We start from the raw sequence: 20,795 nt of genomic DNA, 5'->3' as shown, positions 1-20,795 counted from the left end.
TTTGTCACATTCCTTTGTCACATTCGATTAACAGGAAGGGGAGCGATGACGGTGTCGCAACAACCAAGTGCTATCGAGGTGCGCGGTGCGCGCGTCCATAACCTCAAAGACATCGATATCGATATTCCGCTGGGAAGGCTCGTGGGTATTGCCGGCGTGTCGGGCTCGGGCAAGAGCTCGCTGGCGCTGGGGGTTCTGTATGCCGAGGGCTCGCGTCGTTATCTGGAGGCGCTCAGCACTTATACCCGCCGTCGTCTGACGCAGGCCGAGCACGCTCAGGTGGACGAGGTGCTGCACGTGCCGGCGGCACTCGCATTGCATCAGCGCCCCAGCGTGCCGGGCGTGCGCTCGACCTTTGGCACCATGACCGAGCTCAACAACAGCCTGCGTCTGCTCTTTAGCCGCTGCGCCCATCACGTTTGCCCGCACTGCGGGGCGCGCGTGGAGCCGAGCCTTAACGTCGCCGCGGGCCTGTCGCTCACGTGCCCCGCATGCGGCCGTGAATTCTACGCGCCGAGTGCCGAGGACCTTGCCTTTAACAGCGGCGGCGCGTGTCCTACCTGCGGCGGTACCGGCGTCATGCGCGAGGTGGACGAGGCGAGCCTGGTGCCCGACGAGTCAAAGACTATCAACGAGGGCGCGGTGCTTCCTTGGGGCACACTCATGTGGGATCTGATGAAGCAGGTAGCCGGCGAGATGGGCGTGCGTACCGACGTGCCGTTTAGCCAGCTCACGCCCGCCGAACGCGACATCGTGTTCCATGGTCCGGCGGTTAAAAAGCACATTCTCTACGTTCCCAAAAACGGCGAGGGTGCCACGCCGCTCGACTTTACCTATTACAACGCCGTCTATACCGTTGAGAATGCGCTCGCCAAGGTTAAGGATGACAAGGGGCTCAAGCGCGTTGCACGCTTTTTGCACGAGGGGCCGTGCCGCGACTGCGGAGGCACGCGTCTTTCCGATGCCGCGCGCCAGTCTCAGGTGCGCGGTATCAATCTGGCGCAGGCGGCGGCCATGACGCTGGGCGAGGCGATTGAGTGGGTGCGCGGGGTGCCCGCATCCTTGCCGACTGAGATGCGACCCATGGCCGGGGACATCTGCGATTCGTTTTTGAGTACGGCTCGCCGCCTGGTCGATCTGGGCCTCGATTACCTTTCGCTCGACCGCGCCGGTGTCACGCTGTCTACGGGTGAGCGCCAGCGCGTGCAGCTTGCCCGCGTGGTGCGCAACCGATCGACGGGCGTGCTGTATGTGCTGGACGAGCCTTCGATCGGCTTGCATCCTGCCAATGTCGACGGCTTGGTGGACGTGATGCGCGATCTGGTGGACGACGGCAACACCGTGGTTGTTGTCGACCACGACACGCGCGTGCTGGCAGAAGCCGACTATCTGGTCGAGATGGGCCCCGTTGCCGGAGCAGACGGCGGCCATGTAATCGCCGCCGGTACGGTAGACGAGGTCGAACAATCGCAGGGCAGCCGCATCGTCCCGTTTTTGCGCGCAGAGCCCAAGCGTCTGCGCCCGCAGGTGGCTGACGACGAAATGTTCGACCAAGGCCATATCCGCATGGCGATCGATGCCATCCATACCGTCAAACCACTCGAAGTCGATATCCCGCGCGGCCGCCTTGTCGCGGTGACGGGCGTTTCGGGTTCGGGCAAGACGACGCTGGTGCTCGAGACGCTCATCCCGGCACTCAAGGCGCAGGCGGCCGGCGAGCGCCTGCCCAGGCACGTGCGTTGGGTCGATGCCGAGGGTATCGCGCGCGCCAACCTGATTGACGCCACGCCCATCGGCGCCAACGTGCGCTCGACGGTGGCAACCTATGCCGACATCCACGATGAGCTGCGCCGTGCCTTCGCCCGCACGCCCGAGGCCAAGGCGGCGGGGTATAAGGCGGGTGCCTTTAGCTACAACACCGGCGCTTTGCGTTGCCCTACGTGCGATGGCACGGGCTCGATATCGCTTGACGTGCAGTTTTTGCCCGATGTCGAGATCGTCTGTCCTGCATGCCGTGGCTCGCGTTATGCAGACGCAGCATCACATGTCCATCGCGAGGGAAAGGACGGCAGCCTGCTTACGTTGCCGCAACTTATGGATATGAGCGTGGATGAGGCCCTCGACGCGACCGTCGGACTCAAGAAAGTTCAGGCACGCCTGCAGACGCTTCACGATCTGGGGCTGGGATACCTGACACTTGGCGAGCCCACGCCGGCGCTCTCGGGCGGCGAGGCGCAGCGACTCAAACTTGCGAGCGAGATGGGCCGCGTGCAGGACGATGCCATATTCGTGTTCGACGAGCCCACCATCGGTCTGCATCCGCTCGATGTTCAGGTGCTGCTGAGCGTGTTTGATGGCCTCGTTGCCAAGGGCGCCACGGTTATCGTGATCGAACACGATCTCGACCTTATCCGTAACGCCGACTACGTGATCGATATGGGCCCGGGCGGCGGCGATGCCGGCGGGCAGGTCGTCTGCGCCGGCACGCCGGACGACATCGCGGCCTGCCCCAAGAGCATTACCGGCCGCTACCTCTAACCGAATGTGACAAAGGGACGGTCCCTTTGTCACATTCCGGGAAAGCCTGTCTGACGCAGGGCCTCGTAGAGGACGATGGCGGCGCTGTTGGAGAGGTTGAGTGCGCTGATGCGGTAGTCGTTCGGGTCGACGAAGTTGCCGCAGATATCCTGTTGAAGGATGGCCTCGTGGCTGTCCTCGGTATGTCCGAGCGATTCCTCGTGGGCTTCCCATGCCTCGGCATTATCGAGTGAGTCACAATCGCGCAGCATCGGGATGCGCTCGCAGCGCTCAGGCGCCGCGGCAAGCAGTGGCTCGGGAATCCCCGAGCTCTCGCTGCCAAAGACCAGATAGTCACCGTCGCGGTAGGTGCTTTGCGCATAGGTGCGGCGCGCTTTTTTGGTCAGCAGGTGCAGGCGCTCGTCGGCGGGGGAGAGACCGTTGCGCGCAAGGAAATCCTCCCAGCTGGCATATGTCGTCACGTTCAGGTTTTGCCAGTAGCCCAGGCCGGCTCGACGCACCGTCTTGTCGTCGAGCGAAAAGCCCAGCGGCTCTACCAGGTGCAAGCGAGTGCCAGTGACCACGCAGGTACGGCCGATATTGCCTGTATTGGCCGGAATCTCGGGCGCGTATAGCACGATATTGAACATGAATCTCCTTGGCTCAGAATGAAAAACCACCACGAAGGGGACAGGCACCTTCGTGGTGGTTTGGCAGTTACGTGGGCGGAAAAATGCTAGCTTCGTTAAACCTAGGCGCGGTGCCAGTCGGTCAGGCAGGCATCGAGGGCGGCGATGAGCGCGTCCTTGTCCATGTGACGGCCGATGATGCACAGGCTCGTCATGCGATCGCCCGTCTCGTCGTCCCAAATCTGCATGATCTCGGGGTTCTCGTCGATAATCTTCTGCTTCTCATCCTCGGGTGCAGAATCGACAAACAGACCGTTCTCCATCAGGCGCATCTGGTGGCCGGCCTGCTCAAACATGTAGCACATGTCCGGATCGCCGGTCTGCCACAGCGGGCCCTTGACGCGAATGACCTCGTCGGGCCACTCCTGCTCGACAAAATCGGTGAACTTCTGCAGGTCAAACGGCTTGCGGCGCGAGTACACAAAGGTCTCGATGTCGTACTCGAGCACCTCGGGGTCGTCGTGCTCCTCGGGATGCTCCATGGCCTCGATCCAGGCGGCGGAGTTGTAGGCGCGCATAAAGTCGAAGCGGTCGGTGTCGAGCAGCTCCTCCATGGGGACCTCGCCGTTTTGGGCCTCGACAATCACGGCGTCCTTCTGCAGGCTGCGCACGATGGCCTTGAGCTCGGCGATCTGCTCAGGCGTCACGGTGTCGGTCTTGTTGAGGACCAGCGTGGAGCAGAATTCGATCTGCTGGATGAGCAGACTCTCGATGTCGTCCTCGTCGATATCCTCGGCTAGCAGGTCGCGACCGCCGTTGAACTCGTCGTACATGCGGGCGCAGTCGACCACAGCCACGATGTTGTCGAGCGCAAGCTTGGGCTCGCCGCTCACCTTGGCCTCGTCGCAGAAGCTCGAGATGGTGTAGGCGATGGGGATAGGCTCGCAAATCCCCGAAGCCTCGATGATGATGTAGTCGAACTTGCCCGAATCGGCGATGCCCTGCAGCTGGTTGGCCAGGTCGTCCGAAAGCGTGCAGCAGATGCAGCCGTTGGTGAGCGGGATAAGGTCGTCGGTCTCGGAAAGGCCGCCGTCGGCGATGAGGCTGGCGTCGACGTTGATCTCGCCGATATCGTTGACGATCACGGCAGCGCGGATGCCACCGTCGTTGGCGAGGATGTGGTTGAGCAGCGTGGTCTTGCCGGCACCGAGGTATCCGGTAAGCATGATGATCTTCACGGGTTTGTTGGGCATGTGCCCTCCTTTGTTAGACATGGCTTACAGCTGAATCTTATGCCAAACGCCTGCTCTTATACCCACGCACGGGCAAATAACACAGGCTACTCCCAGGCTCCCCATACGTCGGGACAATAGCCGACGGTGGCCTTTTTGCCGTTGCGCACGATGGGTTCGGCCAGAACCTGCTGGTTCTCGAGCAGCTTATCAAAGCGCTGACTGGGGGTGAGATGCTGGATGAGCGCGAGCGTCTCCTCGTCCTTGGCTTTGGGGTTGAGCAGCTTGTCGATGCCGCCGACCGCCTGCATCACGCTCGTGAGCTCGCCCTTGCTCATCTCCTTTTCCTTAAGGTCGATAAACTGCACCTTAATGCGGCGCTCCTTAAAATAGCGCTGGGCCTTCTTGGTATCGAAGGACTTTTTGGTACCGAAGATCTGCACGTTCATTGTTTGGTTCCGCCGTTCTACCTGATGAAGTTGGTCCTAGCGCGATCGGCCTGGGGGGCTTCGATGCCGGCGGCCTTTCCCGCCTCGATGCAACGCAGTAGCCAGGCCATGTTATTGCCGATGTTTCGCATGGTGGCGAGGCCCTCGGCGTCTTGGGTGGCCTCACCCGGCATGGCACCAAAGACGTTGTTCCAGTAGGTGGATGCTACCACGGGCATCTGGTTGATGGTGAAGTACTTGTTGAGCACGTCGAAGGTGGTCGACGTGCCGCCGCGGCGGGCAACGGCGACAGCGGCGCCCGGCTTGTGCGCAAAGGCCTTGCTGCCTGCATAGAATGCGCGGTCGAGTGCCGAGAGGATGCGTCCGCTGGGATGTGCGTAGTAGACGGGCGAGCCAAAGACAAAGCCGTCTGCCTGCTCGGCAGCGGCAATCAGCTCGTTGACCACATCGTCGTCAAAGGTGCAACGGCAATCGAGCTTGCCGCACTGGCCGCAACCGATGCAATCGCGAATAGGCTTGGCGCCCAGCTGAAACATCTCGGCCTCGATGCCCTCGGCGTTGAGCTGCTCGGCGACCTCGGCGAGTGCGCGGGCCGTGTTGCCGTTTGCCTTGGGGCTGCCATTGACCAAAAGAACCTTCATCACAAACTCCATCTGCTATCGGTGAATTCTGCTGAGAATTATCTCACGTTGTGTGCGACGGCGTTGGCACGGTGCAGGCGATGTTTATTTCGCAACGTTCTTAAGGGCGTTCATGCCCAAGGCCATCTAGGGGCATTGCGGTGCGGCATGGGGATACATCGGGAAACGTTCGATAAATGCTTATAAACACGTTTTTGACGGCATACGTTGACAGATATACTTGTTTAGTTCAAAAGCATGAGAACGGAGATGGTTGCATGGCACAGCCAGATACGACGCGCACGGTGGGGCTTGCGCTCGAGGGAGGCGGCTACCGTGGTATGTATACGGCGGGCGTGCTCGACGTATGGATGGAGCACGGCTTGACCTGCGACCATATGGTGGGAGTCTCGGCGGGCGCGGCGTTTGGCTACAACTTTAAATCGCGCCAGATCGGCCGCGCCATTCGCTACAACAAGGCCTATTGCGCCGACAAGCGCTATGCGAGCGTGACGAGCTGGTTGCGAACCGGCGATATGTTCAATGCCGAGTTTGCCTATCATGAGGTACCCATCGAGCGCGATCCCATCGATCTGGAGGCATATCGCGCCTGCCCCATGCGGTTTACGTGCGTATGTACCGATCTTAAGACGGGGCAGGCCGTCTACCATGACCTGCCCTATGGCGACGAGCGCGATATTGAGTGGATCCGGGCGTCGTCGGCGATTCCCGTAGCGACGCGTCCTGTTGCCATCGAGGGTCGTAAGTACTTGGATGGCGGTGTTGCCGATTCCATTCCCAGCACTTGGCTGTTTGAGCAGGGTTATGACCGCAACGTGGTGGTGCTGACGCAGCCGGCGGGCTTTGTAAAGCAACCCAATAGCGTGATGCCCATGCTGCGTCGCGTGTATCGTCACTATCCGGAGTTTGTCGCGGCTCTTGAGCATCGGCACGAGGTCTACAATGCCACGCTCGATGACCTGGCGCGCCGCGAAGCCGCTGGCGAGATCTTTGTGGTGCGGCCGAGCGAATCGGTGAAGGTGCCGTCGCTGTGCCGCGAGCCCGATGAGCTCGAGCGCATCTATCAGATCGGCCGTCGCGATGCGGAGGCGACGCTGCCGGCGCTGGAAGCGTATCTGGCGGGGTAGGGGCCACGGCGGAAAGCGCATCCCAAAATGGACGTCCAAACTGGGATGCGCTTTCCGCTATTGAAGATATGGGGCTGCGGAGCAGCTGCTTGGCATGGGCCTATGCCTGCTGCCAGGTATCGACGAGCTCCTTGGCTGCGGCGTAGGGGTCGTCGGCACTGCAGACGGCGCTCACCACAAAGAAGCCGTCGACGCCGGTGGTCTTGAGCTGCGGAAGATCGGCCGTTTTGACGCCGCCGCCCACCACGATGGGCACGGGGCTTGCCGCATGGAGGGCAGCCAGGTCCTCAAAGCTCTTGGTGATGATGGAGCCGTCGGCAGCACGTCCGCAGTCGCGCTTGGTCTCGGTCTCGTGGAGCGGGCCTACGCCCAGGTAATCGACCAGGCTCATGTCGGCGGTCTTGACGTACTCGAGCATCTCCTCGCAGCGGGCCGAAAGGCCCACGATGGCATCTGGGCCCAAAAGTTTGCGGCAGACCTCGACGGGGATGTCGCTCTGGCCAACATGCACGCCGTCGACAGCGATGCCCTGCTCGCGTGCGGCGAGTACGCAGTCAAGACGGTCATCGATCAGCAGAGCGACCTGTCCGGTTTTGCCGGCCTGAGCGATGGCCTGTGCGGCATCGCCCGTCAGTGCGATGATCTCGCGGGCACTTGCCACCTTGGAGCGCACCTGGATGCAGGTAAAGCCGGCATCGAGCGCCTGGGTCACCACATCGCTCACGGGGCGTCCGAGGGTGTTTTCGGGGCCGAGTACCAGGTAGGCCGAGATATCAAGGTTGTCGCGGATGCTCATCGTGCTTCCTCCTGCTTTTTGATCTGCGCTTCCATGCGCTCGAGTTTGCCGGTCATGGTGTCGGTAAATCCGGGTCGAATATCGGCTTTGAGCACGACTTCGGTGCGGATGCCCTTGCTCGCCAACACGAAGGTCGCGTCGCGCACGACCTGCATGACCTCGTCCCAGTCGCCCTCGATCTCGGTGAACATCGAGGTGGTGCGGTTGGGAAGGCCGCTCTCGCGAATGACGTGTACGACCTCGGCGACTTCGGCAGATAGCTCGTCGCCGGTGCCGCACGGGGCGATGGCCACAGCGACGAGTGTGTTCATGCCGGCATTGGTTGCGGGCTTGGACATGGCTTATGCCTCCTCGAGCTCGAGTTGGTTATCGGCAATGTCCTGGGCGGTTGCGAGGTAGAGCTCGTCGATAAAGGCGACCTTAAAGCTTGCCGGGGCATCGGCGACGGCGGCGGCACGCGTGCCGGCAACGTTGTAGACGGCGGTGCCGCAGATGGCCGCCGTAAACGGGTCGGTGGCGCAGGCGTACACGGCCAGCACGCCGCCCTGCGAACAGCCGCAGCCGGTGATCTTGGACATGAGTGGGCTGCCGCCGTGGGACTTGGCAACGGTCGTGCCGTCGGTAATCAGGTCGACTTCGCCCGAGACCACTACGGCGCCGCCGGTGTAGCGGGCGAGCGCCACGGCGGCATCACGGGCGGCGTCTACCGTGTCGGTGGTATCGACGCCACGCACGCGGCTCAGATCGGCCGCTTCGCCCTCAAGGCCCCACAGACCGGCGAGCGCGATAATCTCGGAGGCATTGCCGCGCACGATGGCGGGCTTGTACTGCTTGAGTTCGTTTACCAGTTGGGTGCGCAGGCTGCCGATGCCCAGGCCCACCGGATCGAGCACCCAGGGCTTGCCGGCGTCATGTGCCGCCTTGGCCGCGCGGGGAATCGTCTGCTCGTAGATGGGGAAGAGCGTGCCCATGTTCAGATAGATGGCGCCGCCGCCGGCAACGAGTGCCTCGCCCTCGTCGGGCAGATAGACCATGGCGGCCGAACCGCCCACGGCGAGCTGCGCGTTGGCGACAAAGTCAATCGTTACCGTGTTGGTGATGGAGCCGGCCATGGGATTGGTGGCACGAATCTCCTCCACGGCCTTGACCACGTTTTGCTTAAGCTGTTCCGAATCGATCACTGCACATGCCTCCTTGGCATAGAAAAGGGGCGCTGTGCATAGACAGCGCCCCTAAAAAGGCGGCATGCTCCCTACGCCAGCATTAACTGACAGGTTCAAAGGATTGGGCCCCATGCCCTCTCAGCCTTGTGGTTTGCACCGCCGGCACTCCCGCATCGAATCTGTTGTTCCCTATACTAGCGCATCGGTACAATGGTTAGGATGAAAACGACTGGGGGACCTTATGATCAAACTCGTGCTGACCGATATGGACGATACGCTGATTCCGGCCGGGCATGACGGCGCCAGCGACTATGCCATCGAGGGCATTCATGCCATGCAGACGGCGGGTCTGCACTTTGGTCCGGTTTCGGGTCGCCAACCGTCTGCGATGGGCTGGATGTTTAAAAATCATTCCGAGTGTTTTTCGACCGGTGCATTCTGCAACGGCCAGGTCATGTTTGTCGATGGCGAAGTGGTCGCCTCGCGTGCGACCGATAACGATGCGCTTATGCGCTTGGCCGCCTATCTGGAAGAAGAAACCGACGATACCTATCTGAAGGTATACAGCTTGGGTGATGGCTTTTGGGATAACGATGCCTATTGCGTGACACGTGATGCCGAGCGTGTGCGCCGCGCTATGGAATCGGGCGGCAATGCGTGGCTCAAGGGCGAAGAGGCCCCGTGCCGCCCTGTCGTCGATGATGCGCCGGTGTTCAAGGCGAATATCTGGAGCGCCCGTTCGCGTGAGGAACTCGCGGAGCTACGCGAGCACGTTGCCGCCGAGGTGCCGGAGCTCTCGCTTGTGTTTCCCAACAACCGTGTGCGCCTGTTCGACATCCTTCCGGCTGGTTGGGACAAGGGCTGCGCTGCGCTGGAGCTGGCGCGCGCTTTGGGCCTAACGCCCGACGAGGTGGCCGTATTTGGCGATTCCGATAACGACCTGCCCATGATCGATGCCGTTCCCAACTCCGTTGCGGTCGCCAATGCCAACGAGGCCGTCACGGCTGCCGCACGCTGGCATATCGGCGCTGCGGCAGATGATGCGGTTGCCGCAGCGCTGCATCAGATTGCCGCCTGCGCCGCGACGGGTGAGATGCCGTCATTTATGCGTCAGATGAACGCGGCAGACTTCGGCATCGCGAACGTCTAGGGAGAAAGCCATGAAGCTTCAGCAGCTCAGGTACGTTGTAAAGGTTGCCGAATGTGGCAGCATCACCGAGGCCTCGCGTCGCCTCTATGTGTCGCAGCCTTCGATTACCGCGTCGATTCGCGATCTCGAAAACGAGATGGGCGTGCATATCTTTGAGCGCACCAACAAGGGCGTCATTGTGTCCGAGGAGGGCGAGACCTTCTTGGGCTATGCGCGCCAGGTGCTCGATCAGGCTGATCTGCTCGAGGGTAAGTACAAAGGAGCATCCGAGCAGGTGCCGCATTTTAGCGTGAGCTGCCAGCATTACTCCTTTGCCGTCAACGCGTTTGTCGATGTGATCCGTGAGTTCGATGCCGCGCGCTACGACTTTACCCTGCGCGAGGAGCAGACTCACGAGATTATCGAGGACGTCGCGCATATGAAAAGCGAACTGGGCATCCTATATCTGTCCGAGCACAACCGCGAGGTCATCGAGCGCATGCTGGCGGCCAACGAGCTCGTGTTCGAAGGGCTCTTCTGTGCCACGCCTCATATCTTCGTCTGTGCCGACCATCCGCTGGCGGACCGCTCCAGCGTGACGCTCGAGGATCTGGAAGACTACCCGTTCCTGTCCTACGAGCAGGGCAGCTACAACTCGTTTTACTATTCCGAGGAGCTGACCTCGACGTTTGAGCGTCGCAAGAATATCCGCGTGCGCGACCGCGCGACGTTGTTCAACCTGGTCATGGGTCTCAACGGCTACACGGTGTGTTCGGGCGTGATTAGCCACGAGCTCAACGGCCCCGGCATTATCTCGATTCCGCTCGACGTGGACGAGTACATGGAGATTGGCATTATCACGCGCAAGAACACGACGCTCACGCGCTACGGTCGGGCCTATATCGACGCGATTCGTCAGCATATCTAGGCTGCTGTGTTCCCCACGGTTCAAGTCCCTTTATGGCAGTCCAGAGTGACATAGGAAGCATCTATATCAAACTGTTATAAACGTATATTTTACGATGGCCATATGAACGCTCATACTCTGTCCCGGTAAAGCAACCAATGCAAAAGGGAGATATCTATGAGCACTTCGATTCAACCGAACGCACCGTTTCGCGCCGATATCGTCGGCAGCTTTCTTCGTCCGCAGGCCGTAAAGGACGCTCGTGCTGCCTATACGGCAGGCACGCTTGATGCCGAGGGGCTTAAGGCCGTCGAGGACGATGCCATCCGCGATTTGGTGGCAAGGCAAAAGGCCGCCGGCCTGCAGGTCATCACCGATGGCGAGTTTCGCCGCAGCTACTGGCACCTCGATTTTATGTGGGGGCTGAACGGCGTCGAGCGTCGCACCTCGCGTACAGGCTATATGTTCCACGATGAGGAGACTACCGCCGACACCGCCGTGGTAACCGGTCCCATTAGCGGCGAGAATCATCCGTTCGTCGAGCACTTCAAATTTGTCAAGGCGCTCGAGGGGGGTCAGGTCGCGCGACAGACCATTCCGGCGCCGATCCAGACGTTCTCCGAAGTCACGCTCGACCGCTGCGATGGCCAGCAGGAGAGCCTGCGCGCCGTCTACAAGACCGACGAAGATCTCGCCGATGCCATCGCCGCAGCATACCGCACCGTTATTGCCGACCTGTATGCCGCAGGCTGCCGCAACATTCAATTTGATGACTGCACCTGGGGCATCTATTGCGATGCCGACTTTGTGTCCAAGACCGGTATGAGCCCGGTTGACCTGCAAAAGGTGAGCGAGCTGGGCGTGGCGCTCAACAACGCCGCAATCGAGGGCAAGCCCGATGACCTTGTCATTAACACGCACGTGTGCCGCGGCAACTACCACTCTACCTATGCTTTTGAGGGCGGCTATGGCCCCATCGCGCCGTACCTGTTCGCACACGAGAACGTCGATGCGTTCTATCTTGAGTTCGATACGCCGCGTGCCGGTGGCTTTGAGCCGCTCAAGTACGTTACCCCCGGCAAGAAGGTCGTGTTGGGCCTGGTGACCACCAAGGCGGCAGAGCTCGAGAACGAAGACGCCATCGTCGAGCGCATCCGCGAGGCGGTAAAGTACGTGCCGCTCGAGAACCTGTATCTGTCTCCGCAGTGTGGCTTTGCCAGCTGCGAGATTGGCAACAAGCTGACCGAGGACGAGCAGTGGGCAAAGATTGCGCTGGTCAAGCGTATTGTGGAGCGTGTCTGGAAATAACGATGCCGTTCGCAGGCGGCGGCGCGTGCGAGGCGCTGCGTATCGCGTACAATGGTTCGGATCGTATCGTTCGGGCAGGTTATCCGATATGCCCGATCGCCCTTCCATTCGAAAGGACATCAATGTCCCAGTTCTCGACGCCCGCCGTTAGCGATGCCATCTACGACGCATCGTCGCTCGGCCGCCCGCGCATGTTCCTGCTCGGTCTGCAGCACCTGTTTGCCATGTTTGGCGCCACGGTGCTGGTGCCCGTGCTCACCGGTCTCTCGGTGTCGGCAACGCTTTTGTTTGCCGGCTTGGGCACGCTGCTGTTCCACTTCCTATCGCGCGGTAAGGTGCCGGCATTTTTGGGCTCATCGTTTGCCTTTATTGCCGGTTATGCCGCAATTGCGCCCAACGGCGAGGCCGAGCTTTTGCCCTACGCCTGCCTGGGCGTTGCCTGCGCCGGTCTGCTCTATCCGGTGCTGGCAGCGCTGTTCCGCGCCTTTGGCGCCAAGCGCGTTATGCGCTTCTTTCCGCCGGTGGTGACCGGCCCCATCGTCATTTCCATCGGCCTGATCTTGGCAAGCTCTGCTATCGCCAACTGCCAGACCAATTGGCTTGTTGCCGTTGTCGCTGTGGCCGTCATTGTCGTATGCAATATTTGGGGTCGCGGCATGGTCAAGATCGTGCCGATCCTGCTGGGCGTCGTGGTGAGCTATGCCGTCGCGGCTGCGTTGGGTGAGGTCGATTTTTCGGGCGTTGCCGCCGCTCCGTGGGTCGGTCTGCCCATCGTGTGGGACAACACCGTGTTTGCGCTCTTTGGCCCGCAGTTCGATAGCGGCCTTGCCACGACGGCCATCATCACCATTATGCCGTTGGCCTTTGCGACCATGATCGAGCATATCGGTGACATCTCGGCTATCGGCTCCACTTGCGAGCGTAACTACATCGCCGATCCTGGTCTGCATCGCACGCTGCTCGGTGACGGCTTTGCCACGATTCTGGCTTCGCTCTTTGGCGCTCCGGCCAACACCACCTATGGCGAGAACACCGGCGTGCTCGCCCTGACGCGCGTGTTCGACCCGCGCGTGATCCGCATTGCCGCGTGTTGTGCCATCGTGCTTTCGTTCTGCCCCAAGTTCGCTGCGGTCATCGCAGCCATGCCGGCATGCGTTATCGGCGGCGTGTCGCTCGTGCTCTACGGCATGATCAGCGCTGTGGGCGTCCGTAACCTCATCGAGAACCAGGTCGATTTCCAGAACAACCGCAACGTGCTGGTGGCCGCTCTGGTGCTTGTGCTTTCGCTCGGTATTGCGTACAGCACCGCTGGCGCCATCGTGCTGGAGCTGGGCGGCGTGACGATTTCGCTTTCCGGTCTTGCCGTGGGCTCGCTGGTGGGTATCGTGCTCAATGCGATTCTGCCCGGCAATGATTTTGAGTTCGATACTTCTGAGCTTGAGGAGGCTGCTAAGTAGCAGCTGCGTTCAGCTAAAACAAGATATGGTGCCCATGCGTATATGCGCGTGGGCACCATTTTTAATGCGTCAGTATCCAGTGGATGCCGCGCGCCATGCGCAGGTCAGTTTGGGCAAAGTGATTGCCGGGGTTGAGCTCCAGCGTTGTTGGAATGTCGCGTTCGATAAACAGCTCTTCCATCGCGCGCGTATCGTCGAGTACGTGCCGCATCATGCGGTTGGGCGTCTTGGTTTCCTTTTTACCGAGCGACAGATAGGCGGCGTCGGGCGTAGCTGTCATCGTGCGCTCGCGCGCGTAGTCGATAAAGCCGGGGAACCACAGCGACCCCGATGCACTCGCCGCGCGCTCAAAGACATCTGTTTGCCAAAGTGCCCACAATGCAAAAAGACCCGACAACGAGTAGCCGGCAACGCCGCGCCAGGAGGGCGGTTGCGGGAGCGATGATTCGGCCTGGGGGATTATCTGCTTCAACAACTCGTCAAGAAAACCAGCAGCCTGTCCGCCAAAGGGCTCGGCATCTCGTATAGTTCCGTCGCATGCCCAGGGGCTCAGCTCGCGATTCCAATCGAGCCCTCCAATGGCGACAAGGGCGAACGGCGGGCAGTCGAGCTCTCGGCAGCGCTTGTAGACTTCACTACCGTCGCCCATGGCAACGGGGAGGTAGATGACGGGCGCGCCTTCCACACACTCTGAATAAACGGTTATCTGCTTATGATGTGCTACCAAGGCAGGCTTCTCTCGGTGTTGTGATATTGACAGCCTCAATTGTCGCACGCTGGTACGGGGACAGACGCTAAAAGAAAGGCACGGAGCCGCTCGATGCGACTCCGCGCCTTGTTGTTTTGCGTTAGCAGACTATGCCGTTACGCCACGAAGAAGTAGACGAGGAAGGCAAGGGCTGCGATCCACATGAGCGGCTTGATCTTGGAGGCCTCGCCCTTAAAGAGCGCGACGACCACGTAGGCGATAAAGCCCAGGCCAATACCGGCAGAGATGGAGTAGGTGAAGGGCACGCCGGCGACAATCATGAACGCCGGGAAGCCCTGCGACACGTCGGACCAGTCGATCTCGGAGACCTCGCTCATCATGAGGTAGCCGACGTAGACCAGGGCGCCGCAGGTGGCGGCACTGGAAACGATGGAGACGACGGGGGAGAAGAACGCGGCGAGGATGAACAACACGCCGGTGGTGACGGAGGTGAGGCCCGTGCGGCCACCGTCGGCAGCGCCGGAGGTGGACTCGACGAAGGTGGTGATGGAGGAGACGCCCATAAAGCCACCGGCAGCGGCGGCCACGGAGTCAACGACCAGGATGGGGCGGATGTCCTCGACATTGCCGTCCTCGGTTAGGAACTCGCCCTGCTTGGCGACGGCCATCGCGGTGCCCATGGTGTCGAAGAAGTCACTCATGAGCAGCGAGAAGGCAACGACGAGCAGCATCGGGTCGGTCAGAACCTTCACGATGGCCATGTTGCCGTCGGCGGTGCTGGCAAACGGGGCGCCAAAGGTCGAGAAGTCGAGCGGGGCGATAAGGCCCTCGGGCGCATGGGTGACGCCCAGCGGGATACCGGCGATAACGGCGACGATGATGCCGATGAGCAGCGAGCCCGGCACGTTGCGGGAAGCCAGGGCAACCGTCACGACGATGGAGATGATGCCGACGATAAAGGTGGGGGAGGTGATGTCGCCCAGGCCGACAAGCGTACCGGCGCCAGCGGTGATGATGCCGGCATCGCACAGGCCGATCATGGCGATGAACATGCCCAGACCAACCGAGATGGCGTGGCGCAGGACCACGGGGATGGCGTCCATAATGGCCTCGCGCAGGCCGCAAAGGACGAGCAGCAAGATGACGACACCCTCGAGGAAGATAACGCTCATGGCCACGTGCCAGTCACCGCCGCACATGGTGGTGGTGATGCCCGCAATCATGGCGTTGATGCCCAGACCCGACGCGCAGGCGAGCGGGCGGTTGGCGAAGATGCCCATGCAGATGGTCATGATGCCGGCGCCCAGACAAGTGGCGCAGGCGAGCGCTCCCGCATCGATGCCGGCGCCCGAGAGCACCGCGGGGTTGACGGCGATGATGTAGGCCATCGCCAGGAATGTTGTCAGTCCAGCGCGAAGTTCGGTCCCGATTGTGGACTTGCGCTCACTGACGTGAAAAAGTTCGTCCATGCATACCCTTTCCTTGTTCGGCCCCGAGTTTAGGCCGATTGACACGAACTTCCTTACTATATCGCCTTTTTATAGTTAGTGTTCCTCGCATGTTGATGTTCGGCGCTTTGGGGGCAGACGTGCGGTATTTTTCGTATGAAAATGTGTAGGTACCGTATACTTAAGCGGTTACAACGAACTCTTTGGAGGAACGTATGATTAAAGAGCTCTGCCGCGACGAGGTCATCCTGTCCCAGCGCTGCGAGGTTGCGACTGTCGAGGACGAGTCGGTCGCACAGGACCTGATCGATACCATTAAGTCGCTCGAGGATGCCGGCTGCCTTGCCGCCAACCAGATTGGCGTCACCAAGAAGGTCTGCGTCTATCTGGACGATGCCGGCGAGCCCCACGTGCTCTACAACCCCCGTCTGGTGTTTGGCCTGGGCGCCAGCAAGATGGAGGAGAGCTGCCTGACGCACGACGAGATCACCAAGTCCACGCGCTACATCAAGTGCAAGGTTGCCTTTGACCAGATCGTCGACGGCAAGATGAAGGAGTGCCGCCGCGACTACGCGGGTTTTGAGGCACAGATGATCCAACACATGATTGATCACTGTCTTGGCAAGTTGGTCTAAGGGGACCAAAGCACCGCACCTTGCCGCTCAATCGTCGCTCGCGTACCTTAAGTACGCTTCGCTCCTCTTTCGTGGCAATCTGCGGCACTTTGACCCCTTAGACGACCTGCGGGGTTGACTTGGTTGGGTCTATCTTGCTTGTAAAGTCCGGGTATGACATTGTTGTCATGTCCGGACTTTTTGTTTAGCGCTCCTTTGTTTGGTGACAATGAGCCTAGTAAGAACATTGAGCTAGGAGGCGCTATGTGCACGAGCATTCGATTTACCGATAATTCTGACCACATGTATCTAGGCCGCAACCTCGACTGGAGCTTTGACTACGGCCAACAGGTTCGTGTGATGCCGCGCGGGTTTCACATTCCGTATTCGTTTATCGACGATGCGTCGGCGGCACACGCGGTAATCGGCATGTGCATCGATTACAAGAACTATCCCATGTTTTTCGACTGTGGTAACGATGCGGGTCTGGCTGTGGCGGGGCTTAACTTCCCCGGCTATGCCGAGTATGCCGAGGGCCCGGTTGATGGAAAGACCAATATCGCGGCCTATGAGTTTCCCCTGTGGGTGGCAGCGACGTTCTCGACGGTCGATGAGGTCGAGGCCGCGCTGCGCGACACGGTGATTGTCGCCAAATCTGCCGGAGAGGGGCTGGGCGTGTCGCTGCTCCATTGGATTATCGGCGACAGCCAGCGCAGCATCGTGGTCGAGATGATGGCTGACGGCCTGCATGTATACGACGATCCGGTCGACACCCTTGCCAACCAGCCGACCTTCCCGTGGCACATGGAAAACCTGCGCACCTATATCACAGCCACAAGCGATTTTCCGCAGACGGCGACATGGCGTGGCGCCGAGCTCAAACCCTATGGCGCGGGTGCCGGCATGCGCGGCATTCCCGGTGACTGCTATTCGCCGAGCCGTTTTGTAAAGGCGGCGTACCTCAATGCCAATTACCCGCAAAAGGAGAGCGAGGCCGAAAACGTCGTCCGCATGTTCCGCTCACTCGAGGGCGTGGTGATGATTGAGGGGGCGTCCAGGATGGGCGATGGCAAGTTCGAGAAGACTATCTACACCGGATGCTTTAGCGCGCGCACGGGCAATTATTACTATGCGATGTATGAGGATCCGTCGATTCGCTACGTGAGCCTGATGGATGCCGAGGGCGCGAGCCCCGATAGGCTCGTGGTTCCCGAGCCGCGTCGTTCGTAGCCGTTAGCTTTACTGCAATGCAAAGCGGCCCTGCGTCTCTCGTGAGGTGCAGGGCCGCTGTCGTTGATTTGTGACGTCGCTAGAAGTTGGCGTCGTTGAGTTGTTCGTTCTCAAGACCGTCGAGCTGTTGCTGTTCGGGCGTATCGGCGACGCTCTCGAGCAGCTCGGTGGGATCGACGTTCATGTCCCTACCGGCCTCGTTGCCGTTGACCAAGTCGTCCGAGAAGATGTCGACTTCCATTTCCTCGGCCTCTTCGATCTGAACCTCGAGCGGCACCTGGGTGCGCACGAGCTTAACGGCCGGGCGCATGCGGGCAAACAGCGGCACGTACTCGATGATGATGGCCGAGTTCTCAAGACCGTACCAGCGTGCCGGGCTTCCGCAGGCGCGGCGGACGGCGTACTTGATGGCCATCACGCGGTGGTCGTTGCGGTTGATGTCCGTTTCGGGGGCGAGCATCTTGCGCAGCATGCAAAAACGGAAGTCGCCCACGTTGCCGCGCGTCTCATAGATGGAGTAGGTGTGGTGCTGCGGCGACAGCTCGCCCGATGCCATCAGGTCGCCAACGATCTGGCGCAGGTAGGCATTAACGCGCTGGTTGACCTTAAAGCCCAGGTCCAGGCGCACGCGGAACAAAAAGTCCGTGCCAAAGGTCTCGACGGAATACTCGTGCGTATAGGGCTCATCGGTGACATGCACGTTAATGAACCAGTATGCCTTGGCGCGCTTGGGATGTTTGTCCAGGATGGAATAGAGCACGTCGCGGTCGAGTGTGAGCGGATCGGGGCTGTTGGTGAGGAACACCAGGTTGTCGGCGAGCACGGGATAGGTCTCGTCGTTGCGCAGGCGGTTGAGCTGATCGATGTACTTGGAGACCGGCAGCAGGATCGTCTGCGTGCGCTCGATGGCGGTGCCGCGGCGCCACACATACATAAGGCCAAACAGCAGCGAGGCCAGGAAGATCATCACATAGCCGCCGTCAAAGAACATGGTAAGGCACGAGGCGAAGAAGCACAGCTCAATGGCACCGAAGAGCAGGGCGAAGACGCAGGCACCCAGCTTGTGCTTGAGAATGCCGGCGATATAGCTCGTCAAAAGCGTCGTGGTCATGAGCATGGTCACGGTGATGGCGAGGCCATAGGCGCTTTCCATGCGCTCGGAGTTCTGGAACAGCAGCACGATAAAGATGCAGCCGACCCACATGAGTTTGTTGACGAGCGGAATATAGAGCTGGCCCTTGGTGTCGCTGGGGTAGTGGATGCGCAGATGCGGCATAAGGTTGAGGCGCGTTGCCTCGGATACCAGCGAGAACGAGCCGGTGATGAGCGCCTGTGAGGCGATGATGGCCGCCACGGCCGAAAGCACGATGGCAAAGGGGCGTAGGGGCTCGGGAAGCATCATATAGAACGGGTTGACGATATCCATCGCGAGCATCTGGGGGTTGGAGTTATTGGCGAGTAGCCAAGCTCCCTGACCCAGATAGTTGAAGATAAGGGCCGCCTTAACAAATGGCCAGGATGCATAGATGTTTGCCTTGCCCACGTGGCCCATGTCCGAGTAGAGTGCCTCGGCACCGGTTGTCGACAGGAAGACAAAGCCGAGCACCATAATGCCCGAATGGTTGATGGGCGAGAACAGGAACATAATGCCGCGGATGGGGTTGAGCGCGCGCAAGATGGACAGGTTGCCGAGCATGTTGAACAGACCGGCGCCTGCCAGGAACAGGAACCACAGCGTCATGAGCGGGCCGAAGAGCTTGCCGATTGACGAGGTACCGGCGCGCTGCATGGCAAATAGGCCGCAGATAATGATGATGGTGATGATGATGACGTTGGTCTGGCCGTCGCCCAGCAGCGCATGGCCCCATTCGATGGTGCGCAGACCCTCGATGGCTGTGGTGACCGTGACGGCGGGGGTGAGGATGCCGTCGGCAAGCAGTGCCGCGCCGCCGATCATGGCGGGCAGAATCAGCCATGGTGCCACCTTGCGTACGAGGCTGAACAGGGCGAAGATGCCGCCTTCGTTGTGGTTGTCGGCCTTCATGGCGATTACCACGTACTTGACCGTGGTCACGAGCGTCATGGTCCAGATGACGAGCGAAAGCGCGCCCAGGATCATGTCCTCGCTGACGGTACCGATGCCGCCGTTGTTGGCGACGATTGATTTCATGGTGTACATGGGGCTCGTGCCGATGTCGCCATAGACGACGCCGAGCGTTACGAGAAGCATGCCAGCGGAGAGGGGGATGGCTCCGTGCCCGCCTTGCCCGCGCTGGTCTTGGAGGTTTGCCTCCAACTTGTTGTGTGCCACGTGGACTCCCTTAGACATCCGGTTATCTGTCCTGAGCAGATAACTTTTATGCCGTCTTTATACATACAAGAGCAGTTTGGCACATCGGGTATTTTTAGACAATAATCCCCAGCTGGGGATTATTTATGTACGCAGGTAGCATTTCAAAACAGGGGCTTTTAAGCGCGTACTGTCTGGGCGATACCGGCCTTGGCGCTTGCGCGCTTGCCAGCGAGTTCGCAAAAAATCGCGCCGCCGATGATAAGTGCGGCGCCCATCAGGCGGACTGGCGTTATAACTTCACCCAAAAGGACGGCGGAGAACACGACGGCCGAGAGCGGCTCGAGGTAGCCGACAACCGCGACGGTCTGCACGGGCAGCTTGGCGACGGCGCTAAAGTAGAGCAGGCAACCGATGCCGGTGTTGACGACGCCGAGCATAGCGACGGCGCGCCAATCGATGCCTGCGGCGATGCTGGGGGAGAAAAACGAGGGAGCGCCTTGGGTGACGAGCGTAAGGACCAGCGCGGTCACAAAGGCGGCGCTCAACTGGAGCGCGGAGTTCTCGAGACCCTCGATGTGTGGCGCACCCTTGCTAGCGATGACCATCAGCGCATAGCAAAATGCCGAGGCGATGCCGCAGACGATGCCCGCAATGGGCATGTTGCCGCCGAGACCTTGCGCTGCAATGAGAAAAGCGCCGCAGGCGACGGCGATAAAGCCGGCGATTTTGCTGCCGGTCAGTTTTTCGCCAAAGATAAACGGCGAGAGGGCCATGACGATGATGGGGCCGCAGTAGTACAGCAGCGAGGATACGCCGACGCCGATCGTCTGGTAGGCGCGGAACAGAAAAATCCAGCTGGCGCCCAGCGCGGCTCCCGAGAGAAGGAGTGCTGCGGCTTCGCGGGGACGAGATGGCGCCTGCAGCTTATGGCGTTGGGTGATAACGAGGATGGTGACAAGCGAGAGGGCTCCCAGAAAGGTGCGCAGCAGCACGATATCGGAGCTCGGCAGCGCGATGGCAGCGGCGATGATGCCGTTGGAGCCAAACAATAGCAATGCTGCTAAGTACGTAAACAGTCCGTTGTTCATGTGCTTCCGTCCCCTTTATATCCGAACATGTTCACTATGGGTGAGGTGGCTATAGAAG

Annotated in this window: 19 protein-coding genes and 1 riboswitch; of the genes, 8 read left to right on the top strand and 11 right to left on the bottom strand. The window is 60.4% G+C overall.

Translation table 11 applies throughout. The features are described from left to right. The first annotated feature begins 45 nt into the window (after window positions 1-45). Window positions 46-2,538 (top strand): excinuclease ABC subunit UvrA, encoded by a 2,493-nt coding sequence (locus tag DWZ22_RS02450; RefSeq protein ID WP_118405330.1) that lies wholly within the window; start codon window positions 46-48, stop codon window positions 2,536-2,538. A 29-nt stretch (window positions 2,539-2,567) separates the two neighbouring features. Here DWZ22_RS02450 and DWZ22_RS02445 read toward each other — a convergent pair whose 3' ends face one another. The 4 genes from DWZ22_RS02445 to DWZ22_RS02430 form a co-directional block, all read right to left on the bottom strand. After that, a complete protein-coding gene (locus DWZ22_RS02445; protein ID WP_118405329.1) occupies window positions 2,568-3,167 on the bottom strand; it encodes a tRNA (cytidine(34)-2'-O)-methyltransferase in 600 nt (199 codons plus the stop codon). A gap of 101 nt (window positions 3,168-3,268) precedes the next feature. Beyond that, window positions 3,269-4,399 (bottom strand): GTP-binding protein, encoded by a 1,131-nt coding sequence (locus DWZ22_RS02440; RefSeq protein WP_117763684.1) that lies wholly within the window; start codon window positions 4,397-4,399, stop codon window positions 3,269-3,271. Window positions 4,400-4,485: 86 nt separating this feature from the next. Beyond that, a complete protein-coding gene (locus DWZ22_RS02435) occupies window positions 4,486-4,827 on the bottom strand; it encodes an arsenate reductase family protein (RefSeq protein ID WP_055252194.1) in 342 nt (113 codons plus the stop codon). 17 nt (window positions 4,828-4,844) lie between these two features. Next, entirely contained in the window at window positions 4,845-5,468 is a 624-nt protein-coding gene (locus tag DWZ22_RS02430) for a flavodoxin family protein (protein WP_117763685.1), read from the bottom strand. Between the two features lie 257 nt (window positions 5,469-5,725). On the opposite strand from DWZ22_RS02430, the gene DWZ22_RS02425 reads away from it, so the two are divergent. Then, entirely contained in the window at window positions 5,726-6,595 is an 870-nt protein-coding gene (locus tag DWZ22_RS02425; protein ID WP_117743299.1) for a patatin family protein, read from the top strand. A 100-nt stretch (window positions 6,596-6,695) separates the two neighbouring features. Here the strand turns inward: DWZ22_RS02425 and DWZ22_RS02420 are convergent, their stop codons facing one another. The 3 genes from DWZ22_RS02420 to thiM are packed head-to-tail and all read right to left on the bottom strand — an operon-like array spanning window position 6,696 to window position 8,572. Continuing rightward, window positions 6,696-7,391 (bottom strand): thiamine phosphate synthase, encoded by a 696-nt coding sequence (locus tag DWZ22_RS02420; protein WP_117743298.1) that lies wholly within the window; start codon window positions 7,389-7,391, stop codon window positions 6,696-6,698. Then, window positions 7,388-7,729 carry a thiamine-binding protein gene (locus tag DWZ22_RS02415; protein WP_233505090.1) on the bottom strand — a complete coding sequence of 114 codons (342 nt, stop codon included), beginning with the start codon at window positions 7,727-7,729 and terminating at the stop codon, window positions 7,388-7,390. The genes DWZ22_RS02420 and DWZ22_RS02415 overlap by 4 nt, the downstream gene beginning before the upstream one ends. Before the next feature lie 3 nt (window positions 7,730-7,732). After that, window positions 7,733-8,572, bottom strand: coding sequence for a hydroxyethylthiazole kinase (thiM, locus tag DWZ22_RS02410; protein ID WP_117763686.1), 840 nt, complete (start codon window positions 8,570-8,572; stop codon window positions 7,733-7,735). A 51-nt stretch (window positions 8,573-8,623) separates the two neighbouring features. Further along, window positions 8,624-8,734, bottom strand: a riboswitch (TPP riboswitch). A 61-nt stretch (window positions 8,735-8,795) separates the two neighbouring features. Here thiM and DWZ22_RS02405 point away from each other — a divergent pair. From DWZ22_RS02405 to DWZ22_RS02390, 4 genes are all read left to right on the top strand, one after another. Then, the gene (locus DWZ22_RS02405) at window positions 8,796-9,704 is read left to right on the top strand and encodes an HAD-IIB family hydrolase (RefSeq protein ID WP_118405328.1); all 909 of its coding nucleotides are present in this window, start codon (window positions 8,796-8,798) and stop codon (window positions 9,702-9,704) included. A 10-nt stretch (window positions 9,705-9,714) separates the two neighbouring features. Continuing rightward, on the top strand, window positions 9,715-10,611 hold the full coding sequence (locus DWZ22_RS02400) for a LysR family transcriptional regulator (RefSeq protein WP_117743296.1): 897 nt from the start codon (window positions 9,715-9,717) through the stop codon (window positions 10,609-10,611). A 156-nt stretch (window positions 10,612-10,767) separates the two neighbouring features. Beyond that, window positions 10,768-11,898: a 5-methyltetrahydropteroyltriglutamate--homocysteine S-methyltransferase gene (locus DWZ22_RS02395; RefSeq protein WP_118405327.1), complete on the top strand. Its 1,131-nt coding sequence runs from the start codon at window positions 10,768-10,770 to the stop codon at window positions 11,896-11,898. Between the two features lie 122 nt (window positions 11,899-12,020). Then, the gene (locus tag DWZ22_RS02390) at window positions 12,021-13,355 is read left to right on the top strand and encodes a uracil-xanthine permease family protein (protein WP_117743294.1); all 1,335 of its coding nucleotides are present in this window, start codon (window positions 12,021-12,023) and stop codon (window positions 13,353-13,355) included. A gap of 61 nt (window positions 13,356-13,416) precedes the next feature. On the opposite strand, the gene DWZ22_RS02385 is transcribed toward DWZ22_RS02390, so the two are convergent. Next, a complete protein-coding gene (locus DWZ22_RS02385) occupies window positions 13,417-14,082 on the bottom strand; it encodes an alpha/beta hydrolase (RefSeq protein WP_147335817.1) in 666 nt (221 codons plus the stop codon). A gap of 137 nt (window positions 14,083-14,219) precedes the next feature. Then, window positions 14,220-15,533, bottom strand: a complete 1,314-nt coding sequence (locus DWZ22_RS02380) for an NCS2 family permease (protein WP_117734547.1) — start codon at window positions 15,531-15,533, stop codon at window positions 14,220-14,222. A 194-nt stretch (window positions 15,534-15,727) separates the two neighbouring features. Between DWZ22_RS02380 and DWZ22_RS02375 the strand changes: the two genes are divergently transcribed. Together DWZ22_RS02375 and bsh are read left to right on the top strand one after the other, a co-directional pair. Further along, window positions 15,728-16,147 carry a peptide deformylase gene (locus DWZ22_RS02375; protein ID WP_117734546.1) on the top strand — a complete coding sequence of 140 codons (420 nt, stop codon included), beginning with the start codon at window positions 15,728-15,730 and terminating at the stop codon, window positions 16,145-16,147. 243 nt (window positions 16,148-16,390) lie between these two features. Next, window positions 16,391-17,356 carry a choloylglycine hydrolase gene (gene bsh / locus DWZ22_RS02370; protein ID WP_118405326.1) on the top strand — a complete coding sequence of 322 codons (966 nt, stop codon included), beginning with the start codon at window positions 16,391-16,393 and terminating at the stop codon, window positions 17,354-17,356. A gap of 79 nt (window positions 17,357-17,435) precedes the next feature. Here bsh and DWZ22_RS02365 read toward each other — a convergent pair whose 3' ends face one another. Both DWZ22_RS02365 and DWZ22_RS02360 read right to left on the bottom strand, forming a co-directional pair. Further along, window positions 17,436-19,685: a KUP/HAK/KT family potassium transporter gene (locus tag DWZ22_RS02365; RefSeq protein WP_118405325.1), complete on the bottom strand. Its 2,250-nt coding sequence runs from the start codon at window positions 19,683-19,685 to the stop codon at window positions 17,436-17,438. A gap of 140 nt (window positions 19,686-19,825) precedes the next feature. Next, on the bottom strand, window positions 19,826-20,737 hold the full coding sequence (locus tag DWZ22_RS02360) for a DMT family transporter (protein WP_118405324.1): 912 nt from the start codon (window positions 20,735-20,737) through the stop codon (window positions 19,826-19,828). Window positions 20,738-20,795 lie beyond the last annotated feature (58 nt).

The sequence above is a fragment of the Collinsella sp. AF31-11 genome, assembly GCF_003475605.1.
Taxonomy (GTDB): domain Bacteria; phylum Actinomycetota; class Coriobacteriia; order Coriobacteriales; family Coriobacteriaceae; genus Collinsella.
This window is presented reverse-complemented; position numbering and strand designations above follow the sequence as displayed.